At 47.5% G+C, this 14,491-nt stretch carries 10 protein-coding genes and 1 pseudogene; 3 read left to right on the top strand and 8 right to left on the bottom strand.

Features of this window, described 5'->3' with window-relative positions:
- Nucleotides 1–396: 396 nt before the first annotated feature.
- From UXZ23_RS14755 to UXZ23_RS14745, 3 genes and pseudogenes are all read right to left on the bottom strand, one after another.
- A complete protein-coding gene (locus UXZ23_RS14755) occupies nucleotides 397–888 on the bottom strand; it encodes a GNAT family protein (RefSeq protein WP_320821304.1) in 492 nt (163 codons plus the stop codon).
- A 58-nt stretch (nucleotides 889–946) separates the two neighbouring features.
- Nucleotides 947–1,214, bottom strand: a pseudogene (locus UXZ23_RS14750) (GFA family protein).
- A gap of 16 nt (nucleotides 1,215–1,230) precedes the next feature.
- On the bottom strand, nucleotides 1,231–1,923 hold the full coding sequence (locus UXZ23_RS14745; protein ID WP_320821303.1) for a type 1 glutamine amidotransferase: 693 nt from the start codon (nucleotides 1,921–1,923) through the stop codon (nucleotides 1,231–1,233).
- Nucleotides 1,924–2,125: 202 nt separating this feature from the next.
- Here UXZ23_RS14745 and UXZ23_RS14740 point away from each other — a divergent pair, with 202 nt between their 5' ends.
- Nucleotides 2,126–2,413 (top strand): NADPH-dependent FMN reductase, encoded by a 288-nt coding sequence (locus UXZ23_RS14740; protein ID WP_320821305.1) that lies wholly within the window; start codon nucleotides 2,126–2,128, stop codon nucleotides 2,411–2,413.
- Between the two features lie 376 nt (nucleotides 2,414–2,789).
- Here the strand turns inward: UXZ23_RS14740 and ligA are convergent, their stop codons facing one another.
- From ligA to UXZ23_RS14720, 4 genes are all read right to left on the bottom strand, one after another.
- Complete coding sequence (gene ligA, locus UXZ23_RS14735; RefSeq protein ID WP_320821302.1) at nucleotides 2,790–4,895, bottom strand: NAD-dependent DNA ligase LigA; 2,106 nt, start codon at nucleotides 4,893–4,895, stop codon at nucleotides 2,790–2,792.
- Nucleotides 4,896–4,997: 102 nt separating this feature from the next.
- A complete protein-coding gene (locus tag UXZ23_RS14730) occupies nucleotides 4,998–6,173 on the bottom strand; it encodes a cell division protein ZipA C-terminal FtsZ-binding domain-containing protein (RefSeq protein WP_320821301.1) in 1,176 nt (391 codons plus the stop codon).
- A 242-nt stretch (nucleotides 6,174–6,415) separates the two neighbouring features.
- Nucleotides 6,416–9,919: a chromosome segregation protein SMC gene (smc, locus tag UXZ23_RS14725; RefSeq protein WP_320821300.1), complete on the bottom strand. Its 3,504-nt coding sequence runs from the start codon at nucleotides 9,917–9,919 to the stop codon at nucleotides 6,416–6,418.
- A gap of 3 nt (nucleotides 9,920–9,922) precedes the next feature.
- Nucleotides 9,923–10,582 carry a GntR family transcriptional regulator gene (locus UXZ23_RS14720; RefSeq protein ID WP_320821299.1) on the bottom strand — a complete coding sequence of 220 codons (660 nt, stop codon included), beginning with the start codon at nucleotides 10,580–10,582 and terminating at the stop codon, nucleotides 9,923–9,925.
- 177 nt (nucleotides 10,583–10,759) lie between these two features.
- Here UXZ23_RS14720 and UXZ23_RS14715 point away from each other — a divergent pair, with 177 nt between their 5' ends.
- Nucleotides 10,760–11,911 carry an alkane 1-monooxygenase gene (locus tag UXZ23_RS14715; RefSeq protein WP_320821298.1) on the top strand — a complete coding sequence of 384 codons (1,152 nt, stop codon included), beginning with the start codon at nucleotides 10,760–10,762 and terminating at the stop codon, nucleotides 11,909–11,911.
- Between the two features lie 66 nt (nucleotides 11,912–11,977).
- Here the strand turns inward: UXZ23_RS14715 and UXZ23_RS14710 are convergent, their stop codons facing one another.
- Nucleotides 11,978–12,889 (bottom strand): mobilization protein MobD, encoded by a 912-nt coding sequence (locus UXZ23_RS14710; RefSeq protein ID WP_320821297.1) that lies wholly within the window; start codon nucleotides 12,887–12,889, stop codon nucleotides 11,978–11,980.
- Between the two features lie 304 nt (nucleotides 12,890–13,193).
- Between UXZ23_RS14710 and UXZ23_RS14705 the strand changes: the two genes are divergently transcribed.
- Entirely contained in the window at nucleotides 13,194–14,465 is a 1,272-nt protein-coding gene (locus UXZ23_RS14705) for a glycerophosphodiester phosphodiesterase family protein (RefSeq protein WP_320821296.1), read from the top strand.
- The last annotated feature ends 26 nt before the right edge of the window (nucleotides 14,466–14,491 follow it).

Below are 14,491 nucleotides of genomic sequence, written 5' to 3'. Positions count from 1 at the left end.
GCCATGTAGGAGCGACTCAACGAACGCTTTTTGTTCGTAGTCGCGATAAGCGCCTAGATATATTCAACGATTGTAAATCGGCACTGCTCGCTTCGCTCCCTGAGTACCTCCTACGATTAATTATGAATAACTCTTACAATATCCAGTTCAACGTACAGCCCCGTAGGAGCGACTCAACGAACGCTTTTTGTTCGTAGTCGCGATAAGCACCGAGATATAATCAACGTTGTAAATCGGCACTGCTCGCTTCGCTCCCTGAGTACCTCCTACGATTATGCTGAGTACCTCCTACAATTTAATATGAACAAGCTAAAAAAAGAATGCATTAGAAATTCGAAGACGTCGATCGTTCATTCGCTAAGTTTCATAGATGTATTACAAATACCATTTTCTTTATCACAACTGAACTTTGGCAAAAACGTGCTTGTCGTAAAATTCACCGTTTTTATAACATGCCTTACGCAATATTCCCTCACGCTGAAAGCCGCATTTTTCTAATACGTGCATCGATGCTTTATTGGGGCCAAACACAGTACCGTAGATACGAACGATATCAGTAGTAGAGAAGATCATATCGGTTAACGCGCTAGTGGCTTGGCTTGCGTAACCAGCTCCCCAAAACGGCTCGCCAAGCCAGTAGCCTATCTCTGCAGATCTATAGCCTTCGAATAGCTCAGGTTCAGCACCAACGCAGCCGATCAATTCGTCGTTGAGCGTAATTGCACGAACAATACCGGCTTTACTACCGGTAGAAGTCCACCAATTTGCATCATCTTCTGAGTATGGAGTAGGCATCCGAGAGGATAGATATCGGGTAACGTTGTGATTATTTAATAACTTCACCAAAGCACTGACATCTTCTGGTAAAAACTCTCGAAGGCTGATCATGGTATTTTCTCGTCGCAGCTTATTACTGTACTTATTTTTAAGGCCATTACTTTACACTTCACGGCTGCTTATCATAAACGGCGACACCTTCAGGGATCACATACCAATCTTGTTTTTCGCTTACCCAAACATGCGCCACTGGATTAATAATGCCGGTATCCGATAAATTCGACGGTATCAGCATTCACCAGTGCGGTGATACTAAACGCACTGGTGGAAAGCTTTTGGCATTCTTTGCAGTGACATGCAACGACCATTAGTGGCTCAGACAGCAATTTATATGTCACTTGACCACACTGACATGATCCTTGTATCGGGAATGTCATTTTTATCTCCTAAGCTTTATCGAGCTTCATGCAAATATTCAAGAACTCTGGCCATCAGGCTATTTATTGATGTGTAACTTTCTTTCGCTGCTGCTAAAATCTCGGCTTCTGACTGAATGTATTCTCCCGCCACCAATTCGTCTCTGCAATTCGTAACAATGGCTTGCGAAGATACTGGCGTGGTTTCTAGATGAAACTGCAACCCAATAACATTACTACCAAGCTGGAATGCCTGATTTTCGCACCCTCGGCTTTTTGCTATTTGCACAGCACCCTCGGGCAAGCTGAAGGTTTCACCGTGCCAATGGAATACGTCGATTTCTTTTGGAAACTGAAACGTTGAGCTAGTTTCGGAATTAACCGCTGTTATGGGAAACCAGCCAATTTCTTTCACTGTATTAGGAAAGACCTTCCCGCCCATCGTATCGGCAATAAGCTGCGCTCCTAAACAAATACCGAGTACAGGTATTCCTAAATCAATGGCTTGCTTGATGAAGTCTTTTTCTTGCGCTAACCACGGATATTCAGCTTCATCGTTAACACTCATGGGCCCACCCATAACAACGAGAAAATCAATACTCTCGATATCAGGGAAAACGGCTGAACTATAAAGTGGCGTATTTGAAATTTCGTAGCCCGCATTTATAAGCCAAGATTCAATACTTCCTAAACCTTCAAACGATACATGCTGTAAGTAATGTGCTCGCATTTAGACGCCCTATGTCCTTCTCGCATGAATTTAATCGTACACCTAAAAAATTTCGGTTCTAAGTATATGCACTTTATGGAGTGTTAATGTGGTGAGCAAGCGGTATATTTAGCGATACCATTTTGGCCACCGCACTTTTAGAGATAGCAGTGATTTAGCATTAGCTCCTTATGTGCAAGCAAGGCCATAATATGCTCATGGCATTAGCGGGCCGATGAAGAATGCTTTGGATTGGTTAGTCAGCGGTGTTGAATTTCCTTACAAGCCGATTATGTTGGTCAACACGTCGTCACGCGCGTTCCATGCGCTGAATGCTTTAATTGAAGTGATCACTACCATGTCGGGCGATATTATCGAAAGCGCAAGCGTTACCATTCCCTTGTTGAGTAGCGAACTAGATGCGGATGGTATTCTGCAAAATCGCGAAATTTCAGCAGTGCTGAGTCATGGTCTTAAAGAGTTTTGCCAGAGGATTGAAGCTAAACGGTAGGAGCGATTCAATGAACGCTTTTTGTTCGTGGTCGCGATGGACACCGAGAATATGATCAACGTCGTAAATCGGCACCGTTATCGGCACTGCTCGCTTCGCTCCCTGAGTACCTCCTACAATTTCAATTCAGCGTACAGACCCTGTAGGAGCGATTCAACGAACGTTTTTTGTTCGTAGTCGCGATAGACACCGAGAATATGATCAGCATCGTAAATCGGCACCGTTATCGGCACTGCTCACTTCGCTCCCTGAGTACCTCCTACGATTAATCCTGAGTACCTCCTACAATTCATTCTGACTACCTCCTACGATTAATCCTGAGTACCTCCTACAATTCAACCTGAGTATCTCCTGCAATTAACGCTGAACCGAATGACTAAGCGTCAGCAACACTCAATCCATGCTCAGCCAGCATGGCGATAAATGCGACTTCATTCAATACTGTTACGTCGAGCTGTTGAGCTTTGGCTAATTTGGAGCCTGCTTTTTCACCAGCTACGAGGAAGTCGGTTTTGGCGGATACGCTGCCGGTTACTTTTACGCCTAGGCGTTCGAGTAGGGTTTTGGCTTGCTCGCGGGTAATGTCGCTAAGGGTGCCGGTAATAACGGCTATTTGCCCGCTTAGCGGGGCGTCTTCGGCCTTTTCTGGCTCTCGTTCTTCCCAGATAATTCCGACTTTTTGCAGTTGTTCTATTACTGTGCGGTTGTGTTCTTCGGCAAAGAAGTTGGTGACATGAGCAGCAACGATAACGCCAACGTCGGCGACTTCTAATAGCTGTTCGTTGCTGGCATTCATGATGCGGTCTAAAAAGCCAAAATGTGCGGCTAAATTCTGGGCGGTGACAGTGCCCACTTCGCGAATACCGAGTGCGTATAAAAACCGGCCAAGGGTGGTGTTTTTCGCGGTTTCGAGTGCGTCTAATACATTTTGTGCCGATTTTTCGGCCATACGTTCAAGACCTGATAACTGCTCTAATGTGAGATGAAATAAATCATCTACCGAGTCAATTAATCCAGCATCGACTAGTTGATCAATTAATTTATCGCCCAAGCCTTCAACATCTAATGCTTTACGCGAGGCAAAATGTTTTATCGCTTCTTTGCGTTGCGCCGAGCACACAAGACCGCCAGTGCAGCGCGCAACGGCTTCGCCTTCTACTTTTTCAATATGCGAAGCGCACACGGGGCAGGTTTCAGGCATAGTGATTTCAGCACTATTCTTAGGACGACGTTCTTCCACTACCGACACAATTTGCGGAATGACATCACCGGCACGACGAATAATCACGGTATCGCCAATACGCACGCCCAGACGCGCGACTTCGTCCATATTGTGCAATGTGGCATTACTCACGGTAACACCGGCCACATGCACGGGCAGAAGGCGCGCTACGGGAGTTAATGCCCCCGTGCGCCCTACTTGAAAATCAACACCGAGTAATTCGGTCATTTGTTCTACGGCAGGGAATTTATAAGCAATGGCCCAACGTGGCGCTCGGGCAACAAAACCGAGACGTTCTTGTAGAGTTAGATCGTTTACTTTAAATACAGTGCCGTCGATTTCATACGCTAACGAATGACGTTTTTCGCCAAGCTGCTGAAAAAAGGCTTCGGCTTCTGCAATACCCTGCACCACTCGCATTTCTTCGTTAATACGAACGCCCCATTCTTTTAATTTATACAGAATATCGGCATGAGTATTGGGTAAGGTCGCTTCGTCACTAACAACGCCAATGCTGTAGGCGCAAAATTCGAGTGGGCGTTGTGCGGTAATTTGCGGATCAAGCTGGCGTAATGAACCTGCCGCGGCATTGCGAGGGTTAGCAAATAACTTAGTATCGTTTGCACGCGCCCGTTCGTTGTAAGCTTCAAAGCCTGCTTTAAGCATGTACACTTCGCCACGAATTTCGATGCGTTGCGGGTAGTCATCACCGCGTAAACGCAAAGGCACGTTTTTAATGGTGCGCACGTTTTGGGTAACATCTTCGCCAGTTTGACCATCGCCACGAGTGGCTGCACGCACCAGTAATCCGTCTTCGTACAATAGGCTAATGGCCAATCCATCAAGTTTTGGTTCGCAAGCATATTCAACGGTATCAGTGCTTTTTAAACGATCTAAAACGCGTTGATCAAAGGCGATAAATTCTTCGCCGTTCATGGCGTTATCAAGCGATAACATGGGGCGCTCGTGAGTTACGCTGGTAAAGCCTGCTAATGGTGCTGCGCCGACCCTTTGAGTTGGCGAGTCGGGTGTTACTAAACTCGGATTATCTTGTTCGAGTGTTTGTAATTCGCGTAATAATCGATCGTATTCTGCATCAGGAATACTGGGTTCATCTAAAACATAATAACGATGATTATGCAGATTAATTTGCTCGCGTAAGGCGATGATTTGTTCGGCTGGTGCGCTATTAATTGCAGAGGTCTTAGCAGTAGAATCCGACGCATTGGATTCGTCAGAAAATAAATCGTGTTGGCTCATGAAAATCTCTATCGACGTATTGGTAGGCCAAAAAACAACGCGGCTGAAATCAGCCGCGCACGTTATTTTTACTACCGCTAAATTTTAGCTTTGTGCGCTATTTTAGCGACGCTCTTTTTTTGCCCGCAAGCGCTGCTGGCGCTCGTAATCTAAAATTTGTTGGCGTTCGTGTTCGCGCGTTTGCGAGGTCATAGCGCTGTGTGTGCCATCGAGTACGTCGGCTTTCAAATTGCGCGATACAACCATCGCCATTTCAGACATCGCTTCGTAGGCTTCTAATGGACGCTTAGCCCCCGGTAAGCTCATAAAGAAACTTAATCCGGTAAACATTTGCTCGGCCATTTTACCTGGAGTAAACACACCCGGTTCGTGACTTTGAGCAACCGAAAATTGAATATTGCCTTGGCCATCAGCATCTTCAAAGCGATGGAAGATATTCTTTTCGCCGTAACGTAAATCGCAGCTATTAAACAAAAACAGTAAATCTTTACCGGCGAAACCTTCTGGGTCACGGGCGATGGTATGAATAACTAATACTAATTCGGCATCTGGGCGGTTAGCTAATACTTCAGCATTTGGGCCAGCAAAATTCACCGGCTGAGAAATCGTATTCTCAGGTAGCAGACTTTCTACTTCGTCTTCTAAATGTGGGTCATTCACCGTTGCAGGATCTTCAACCAGAGGAAGTTCTGCTTCTGCAGCCGCATCTTCAGCATCTTGTATCGTGACATCGACTTTTGGCTGCGACACACATTCTTTTTCTTTCTCAGGCGTTTCAGCGACAACACGAGGCGTAGACAAAATACCATCGGCAAATGCATCGTCTGAGCCCAGTTCTTCAACATCCAACAATACCGGCACTTGTTCATCCAGATTCACTGGGCGCGCTTTCGGAATTAGTGGAGAATTTGGGATTTCAACGGGCTTATGCGGAGCAGGATGACTTTCTTTATGCTTGGCAAAGGTAGAGGTCGTTTTCGGCTTGTTGAAATTCGCTAGCGTGGATGGCTTCAGAGGCTGAGGTGGTTTCTGCGGCGATTTAATCGATGGTTTGACATCATCGAGCGCTGAGAACGACACTGCATCGGCAGGAATATCGGCTGAGTCTTCGTCTTTACCAGACATAAGCACTGCTAATGAATCTTCTTCGTCGCTATCAGCCGTATGGCCAATAACCCGAGCTTTGCCGGGCAATTCAGGATTGAAGTCATCTTCAGGAAGGTTGTGTCCGCCACTAGGGATATCCAAACGTAACGCCTCTGCACGAGCACGTTTCATACGTCTAAATCCGTCGACTAGAATTACCACCATTCCTAATAATCCAATTAGGATCATGACGGTGCGCCAGCTCCACTCCATATTTTGCCTCTAAACCTGCTTGCCGAATGTATTGTTATAAAGTTAACGATGAAACTAAACCACGATATTACACCACGCTGGCTCAGCATGACATAACGCTATCAATCTAGTCCATGTTCAGCTTGGATGACAGCGCTGGCGAGTAGTTTCGTTGGAGTGCATTATCCTTCCACCATGCTGGCAGCTTCTTCGACATCCACCGACACCAAACGAGATACACCCGGTTCGTGCATGGTAACGCCCATTAGCTGATCGGCCATTTCCATGGCGATCTTGTTGTGGGTGATGTAAATGAACTGCACTTTCTCCGACATAGCTTTCACCAGTCGGGCATAGCGCCCTACGTTGGCGTCATCCAGTGGTGCATCCACTTCGTCGAGCATACAGAAAGGTGCTGGATTGAGCTGGAAGATGGAGAAGACTAACGCGATAGCCGTTAGTGCTTTTTCGCCACCCGATAATAGGTGAATGGTGCTGTTCTTTTTACCTGGCGGGCGCGCCATGATGCTAACACCCGTGCTAAGCAAATCATCACCGGTGAGTTCTAGGCAGGCATGGCCGCCACCAAATACTTTCGGAAATAACTCAGCAAGGCCAGCGTTCATTTTCTCGAAGGTTTCTTGGAAGCGGCTGCGCGTTTCTTTGTCGATCTTTTGAATTGCACCTTCTAATGTGCTCAGAGCTTTTTGCAGATCGTCGTTTTGAGCATCAAGGTAGACCTTACGCTCTGACTGCAATTTATATTCTTCAATTGCTGCTAAGTTAATAGCCCCTAAGCGCTGAATGCGTTCGGCAATTTTGAGAAGGTCTTGCTGCCACTGCTCAGAGTTGGCTTCATCCGGCATATTTTCGAGCACGTCTTTGAGTGTGAGCTTGTCTTCTTGTAGCTGCTCAACGAGCCCCTGACGGCGAATATCCAGTGCTTGGCATTCCATCCGCACCGATTCTAAATCGTTACGTACTTCCAACGCGCGACGCTCGGCATCGGCTCGTTTTTGCTCTAGCTCGCGCATTTGCGTATCAACTTGTTCTAACGCGTGTCGTGCGGCTTGCATCGCTTGTTCAGCGGTTAAGCGCTGCTCTAGCAACTCTTCCAGCTCAGCGCGTAACACGTCAAGGTCGGCGTCGTGATCACGATTTTGGTTTTCTAATATCTGTTGTTTGCGCTCTTTAAAGCGCTGCATTTGCTCGGCTAGGCGAGCAATGGCTTGCTGTAAGCTGTCTTCGCGGCTGCGCACGCCTTGCAGTTGCAGCTGCAATTGGTGCAAGCGGTCTTTGTTTTGGCCTGCGCCTAAACGCGCGCGTTCTAATTGCTGCGTCCAGGTTTGTTTGCTGGCTAATAAACGCTCACGCTCATCGGTATCGTCGTCGATGGCCGCCATAGCCGTTTGCCACTCTAGGCGCATCTCTTCGAGATGTTCACGCTCTAGGGTTTGCGTTTCACGAATTTCGGCTAACGACTGATCGAGTTTATCGGTGCGCAGTGCAAGCTGCTCGGCTTTGGCTTTCATGCCGGATAACTGCGACGACACACCCACCAGCTTCTGGCTGATTTGCTGTAATTCGCGCTGCGCGGTATCGCGTTGTTGCTCTAGGCTACGCAGACGCATTTGTACTGTGTCTAAGTCGACTTCCCACTCTTCTACTAGCATGTCGAGTTCGTCGGCTTCATCCACCAGCACTTCAAGTTCTTGCTGGCGCGCCAAGACGCCGCCTTCACCATCGGCTGCACGAGCAACGCGCAACCAATCGGGGCCAAGCCAAATGCCTTCTGGGGTAATCACCGATTGATGAGATTGCAGTTGCGAACGCATGACCAGAGCGGCGGTTAAGTCATCTGCAATCAGCACATTAGCAAGTAGTGATTCCAAATTCTGAGCGCTTTGAACTTTGGCAGCTAATGTATTGGCAGCGCTGTTAGCCGTATTGGTATTGCTTTGCCATAAGGTGAGCGTGCCTTCTTTAAAACCGCCCAGCCATTGTTGTGTTAGCGCCATGTCGTCGATTAACACGGCTTGCAGGTAATCACCCAAGACGGTTTCAACGGCACGTTCCCAGCCGCTGGTCACTTGTAGCTGCTCGGCTAAGCGCGGCTTACGCGCCAACTGATGGCTTTCGAGCCAATGGCTAACGGCTTCGCTGCCTTGGCCCATCGCCGCTTTTTGCAATGCTTCTAACGTGGCTTTACGCCCCAGCATTTGTTGTAAACGCTGGCGGCCATCGTCGAGCTGACGACGCTGTTTTTCGCTATCTTCTCGCGATTGCACCAACTGTTCTTGCAGTTCGTCAACCCGGGCTTGCTGTGATTCAACTTGCAATTCGGCTTCGCTGGCTTCTTCTTGCAGTAGCAGAATTTCGTCGTTTTCTGGGTTTTCGGTGAGCTGGCGACGCTCGTCTTCTAAGCGTTCGGCTTGCTGTTGTAGGCGCACCAACTGTTGTTCAATGGTTTGCATGCGCGCTTGTGCCACTTCCGCTTGGCGGGTAGGTTCGCTGGCGCGTTGGGTAAAGCTATCCCAGGATTCTTGCCATTGCTGCTGTGCTTCTTCTGCTTCTAGCAATGCCATATTGGTTTCTTCGGCACCGGCTTCGAGCATTTCGAATTCGGGTTCTAGCGTCAGGCGTTGCTCGGCAACGGCTTCCATCGCTAATTGGTCATCTTCGAGTGCGCGTTGAGTATCGAGCAGGCCTTTTTCGACATCGGCCATATCACGATCAAGCTGCAAACTCAGTTGGGCTTGGTGCTCGATTTTTTGTTCGGCGCGGGCAATGCGCGAGCCAACTTCGTAGAACTTGCCTTGAGCGCTGTTGAATTCATCGGTGCGAGTCATGTGCTCGACACGCAATGCTTCGATACCGGCGTCGGCAGCCCGTTGATCGGCCATTTGGGCTTCGAACTTCACATCGAGTTCGGCAATCTTGGTTTCGCGTATCTGATATTCGCCGTTCAGAGCTTGCCATTTTAACGCTTGCAGCTGGGCTTTTTTTTCGCGCTCTTGGGCTTTGTATTCGCGGTATTTCTCTGCGGCCTGCGCTTGACGCTGTAGATGCGCGAGTTGGCGCTCTAATTCACTGCGAATATCGCTTAAACGTTCAAGGTTTTCATGCGTGCGACGCATGCGATTTTCGGTTTCGCGGCGGCGTTCTTTGTATTTAGAAATACCAGCAGCTTCTTCTACATAAACCCGCAATTCTTCTGGCTTGGCTTCGATTAGGCGCGAGATCATGCCCTGCTCAATAATCGCGTATGAGCGCGGCCCTAAACCTGTGCCTAAGAAGATATCGGTAATGTCTTTACGCCGACACTTAGTACCGTTGAGGTAATAGTTAGACTGGCCATCACGAGTTACCTGACGGCGAATACTAATTTCGTTATAGCCTGCATACTCGCCACGCAAGGTGCCATCGGTGTTATCAAACACGAGATCAACACTGGCTTTACTCACCGGCTTCCGCTCGGACGAACCATTAAAGATAACGTCTGTCATGGCATCGCCGCGCAAATACTTGGCAGAGCTTTCGCCCATCACCCAGCGTACGGCATCGATGGTATTGGATTTACCGCAACCGTTAGGGCCAACAATACCGGTCATATTGGTATTGAAAGGCACCGTAGTAGGATCAACGAAGGATTTAAATCCAGACAGGCGTATCGCTTTTAACCGCATGGCTTAGTTTTCTTCCTGCATAGCGGCCAATACAAGACTGCATTGATGGCGGCCATAGCTATGAAATATTTTAGGCAAGGTGTCAGTATCCCTGCTTAACACTGCGGTGACTAGGCCACTAAAGAATTGGCGACTCAGTTCAGTTTCATCGGGGGAATGGCGTATCGACATGGCGTAGGTGCGATGAATCGCTGGCTGCAAGTCTTCTAACATTTGCGCTAAATAATCATTATTGGCAATCGTGAAGGCCTTACGCATTAGCTCAAAGCCGGCCAAGATAAACGCATTCTTATCATGACTACTGGCTAACTCTTGCAAGCGCATAGCCTGATCTAACAACACTTGTTTGTTGTTGTCGTTCCAATTGCGCGCCACAAGATCCGCTAGCATCGTCAGCAGGGTAACGTACATATCGTATAGGCTGCGCACGCGCTCTGGTGTCAGTTCGGTAACAATCGCTCCGCGACGAGGCAGAATGGTAATTAGGTGCCGACTTTCTAATAACAGTAGTGCTTCACGCACTGGCCCACGGCTAACCTCAAGTTCTTGAACGACGCGCCCTTCTTGTATGCGCTCGTTTGACTTCAAATCACCCTGAATAATCCGTTCTGCTAGATGCCCCGCAATTTGCTCCGCTAGGCTCTCTGGGGTGACAAAACTCATTCGTTTTCCTGTTCTAAACTGTGACTAAACGGTTGGCGAGATAGTATCACAGGATTCATTTTACGCATCCTCGGCCCGTTCGAATGGCAGAATCGAACTCTTGATCTAAATCATCTTTTGTTGGATTGTAGGACAATATTGCTAAATAAGAAAAAACTCTACCTAGAGGACAGCACAATGACAACGAAAACGGCAACCATAATTCCAGCAACAGACTGGCGTATGCAGCTGAAAAAATATGGCTACTTGGTGGTACTACTTCCGGCCATTCTTTGGCCTATGGCTATCTCTCTTTGGGAATCGAATGGCGCTAACAGCGATCTTTGGTTCTTTTTCCCACTATTTTTTGTGTTCGGAATTATCCCTATTCTCGATCATTTGGTGGGCAAAGACCCATTCAACCCCAATGAAGAAATGGATGTACCTTCGATGTCGGCCGAGAAGTGGTATCCATTTTTAACCATACTGACATTGCCAGTCATGCTCGCCAACGTAACCTATGCCGGCTTTTTGTTTGTAGATGATCGTATTGGTCTTCTAGGGCAATTCGGTATTGTGATTTCTACCGGCGTGATTATGGGTATCGTATGCATCAACGTTGGCCACGAACTAATTCATAAAGACAGCAAAATTGAGCAGTGGACCGGCGGTTTATTACTTGCTTTGGTAACTTACGCTGGATTTAAAGTTGAGCATGTCCGCGGTCACCATGTACATGTATCAACACCGGATGACGCTTCTTCTTCACGCTACAACCAAACCTTGTATCAATTTTTGCCACATGCTTACTGGCACAACTTTAAAAATGCTTGGGTATTAGAAGCCGCAAAATTACGCCGTAAAAATCAGGCGATTGTTAGCTGGCACAACGAGTTGATCTGGTGGTACAGCATCTCGGCTTTATTGGCAGTAGGAAGTGGCGTGTTATGGGGCTGGGAAGGTGTCGTCTTCTTCGTAGCGCAAAGTTTCTTTGCCTTCACTTTGCTAGAAATCGTTAACTACATTGAACACTATGGCTTACACCGTCGCAAACTAGAGAATGGTCGTTACGAGCGCACGACTCCAGCTCATTCGTGGAACAGCAACTTTTTGCTCACTAACTTGTTGCTGGTGCAATTGCAGCGTCACTCTGATCACCATGCGAATCCAAAGCGTCGTTATCAAGTATTGCGCCACTACGATGAAAGCCCGCAATTACCAGGTGGTTACGCAACTATGGTGGTGTTGGCTATTATTCCGTCACTCTGGTTTAAAGTGATGAATCCGCGCGTTGAAGCCTATTATAAAGGCGAAGAATATCAGTTAAACGATGATCAACTGTCGAAATAAATACTGAATAAAAAAAAGCCGTACTGGAAACAGTACGGCTTTTTTTATTTGCACAAACAATAAATGTTACATAAATGGATACAGCGACTTAGGCTCGTCGGCAGTTTCAGTATCGCTTGGTGATGCTTTCGCACCCGCTTCGTAACTCACGCCCACGTAAGCAGCACGACTATTAATCAACGGCATTTGCGTTGCTGGCGTCGGCACTTGAGGTGCAGGAGCAGTGACGGGGGCAGTTGCAACAGGGGCTGGCTCAACCGGCGCAGGCGCTGCCGCAGCTGAATAAGCCAATACTTGGTCAAATTCGGCGAAAGCCTTTTTCACCCAAACACGCGTACGTTGACGTTCCATTAATGTAAGGTGCGGTTGCGATGCATCAGCAAAGTGTTCTGCACCCCAAAAGCTAAAATTCAACTCGTCGATTTTGCGCATAGTTGCGGTGTGCAACACTGGCAAGGTCAAAATATTCAATTCTGAACCCGGTGGTAACTGAACTTGGGCAATGGAATGATCGGCAGGAGCAAAATCCAAACCACGCCCCATATTTTTGACCACAACGCATGGCATGGATCCGCCATGACGTTGTAAGAAACCTTTCAACAAACCCGCAGAATCCATACCGTCGTCGATGATGTACCAATAAACGCAGCGCACATTCATTTCTTCGCACATTTCGGCTACACCGTTTTCTTCCATCCAATGATTAAGAAAACGCTCGCTTTGCGCTGGCAAATCGACCACAACTTGTACATCTTGCTCTATCGCCAGCTCCATAATGCGGTCGGCGCTTTCAAAGTGATCAAGGTCAATTGCTTGGGTATATTCAGGATAAAAACGCGACAGGGTAGAGTGCGATTGATCAGCATCTAAACCGGCATACATCATCTTATTGTCTAAGCAATACTGTGATAACAAACGCGATACGACGGATTTACCCACGCCGCCCTTCTCTCCGCCAACAAAATGTATTGTGCTCATATCTAACTCCTTCTGATGACTCTATAAATAAATAACGCAGTTCAATTGACGCTTGTTCTGATTTGATGCCGCTAAGAGGCGATACGATACCGTTGAAACAAGAGCATGCCATGTCATTTTTCATATATAAATGACATTTACGACATAGGTCGCCTATAGGATCACATATACCGGAAATGAGCCACCGTGATCTTGTCATGCGTTCGTATCATAACTGCAATACCGAGTCTCTAACTTAGTGGTGCGATCCATATGAAATCGCAACGAACGCTCAAAATAAAACACATTCAACATTGGAGGATCTATGCAAGTACGGACTCACTTACTCACCCTGCTCATGACTCTGGTATTCAGCCAGCTGACATTGGCCGATTCATCACACGACAATAGCCAAACAAATGGTAAGCGCATTGGTCAGCACTTCTCAGCAGTACAATTAGGACCACGCCCGTTTTTCTTGGTAAACGACATGGACGAAGGCGCACTGAAAGACCGCCTATCGCGTTGCGACAAAGGCCCTTTCCGACCATCGACGTTCTCGATTGGTCACCGCGGCGCCGCACTGCAATTTCCAGAACACACGCGTGAATCATATGTTGCTGCAGCCAAAATGGGCGCCGGCATTATTGAATGTGACGTTACCTTCACCAAAGATCGCGAGTTGGTTTGTCGTCATTCGCAGTGCGACTTACACACCACCACCAATATTCTTGCAACACCGCTGGCTTCTAAGTGCTCTGTCCCACCTGAATTTGATCAAAATGGTGTGCTCACAAATGGTAAAGCTATTCAATGCTGCACCAGTGATATCTCTCTTGCTGAATTCAAAACCCTTGAAGGCAAAATGGACGCTGCAAATACCGCAGCCACTAGCATCGAAGAATACATGGATGCAACGCCTAACTTTCGCACTGATCTATATTCCGCCCACGGTACTTTGATGACACATGCTGAATACATCGCATTAGTCGACGACCTAGGTGCAGACTTCACCCCCGAGCTTAAAACACCAAGCGTTACCATGCCATTTGAAGGCGATTACACACAGGCCGATTTCGCTCAGCAAATGATTGATGAATACCGTTCTGCTGGAATTCATCCACGCCGTGTATGGGCTCAGTCGTTTGCTTTCGACGATATTCTCTATTGGAATCAAAACGAACCTTGGTTTGCCCGCCAAGCCGTTTACCTTGATGGTTCTGAAGATGCCTCTACTAGCCTTGAGCAAATGCAGCAATGGAAAGCTGATGGCATGAAGGTATTAGCCCCACCGATGTGGATGCTGTTAGACGTTAACGAGAATGGCGACATCGTGCCATCGCAGTATGCTAAAAATGCTAAAGCGGCTGGTTTGAAGCTAATTACTTGGACGTTAGAGCGTTCAGGCCTGCTCAAGGATAACGGCGGGTATTACTATCAATCGGTTAATGGCTCATTAGGGAAAGCCGACGTAATTAACAACGATGGCGACACCTTCACGGTGCTTGATGTGCTGGCAAAACAAGTCGGCGTTATCGGTGTATTTTCTGATTGGCCAGCAACCACAACCTTTTATGCGAACTGCATGAATCTGTAGCCTCTTCACAAGCAATAATGAAGCGC

Source organism: Thalassolituus sp., from assembly GCF_034111725.1.
Classification (GTDB): domain Bacteria; phylum Pseudomonadota; class Gammaproteobacteria; order Pseudomonadales; family Oceanobacteraceae; genus Thalassolituus.
This window is presented reverse-complemented; position numbering and strand designations above follow the sequence as displayed.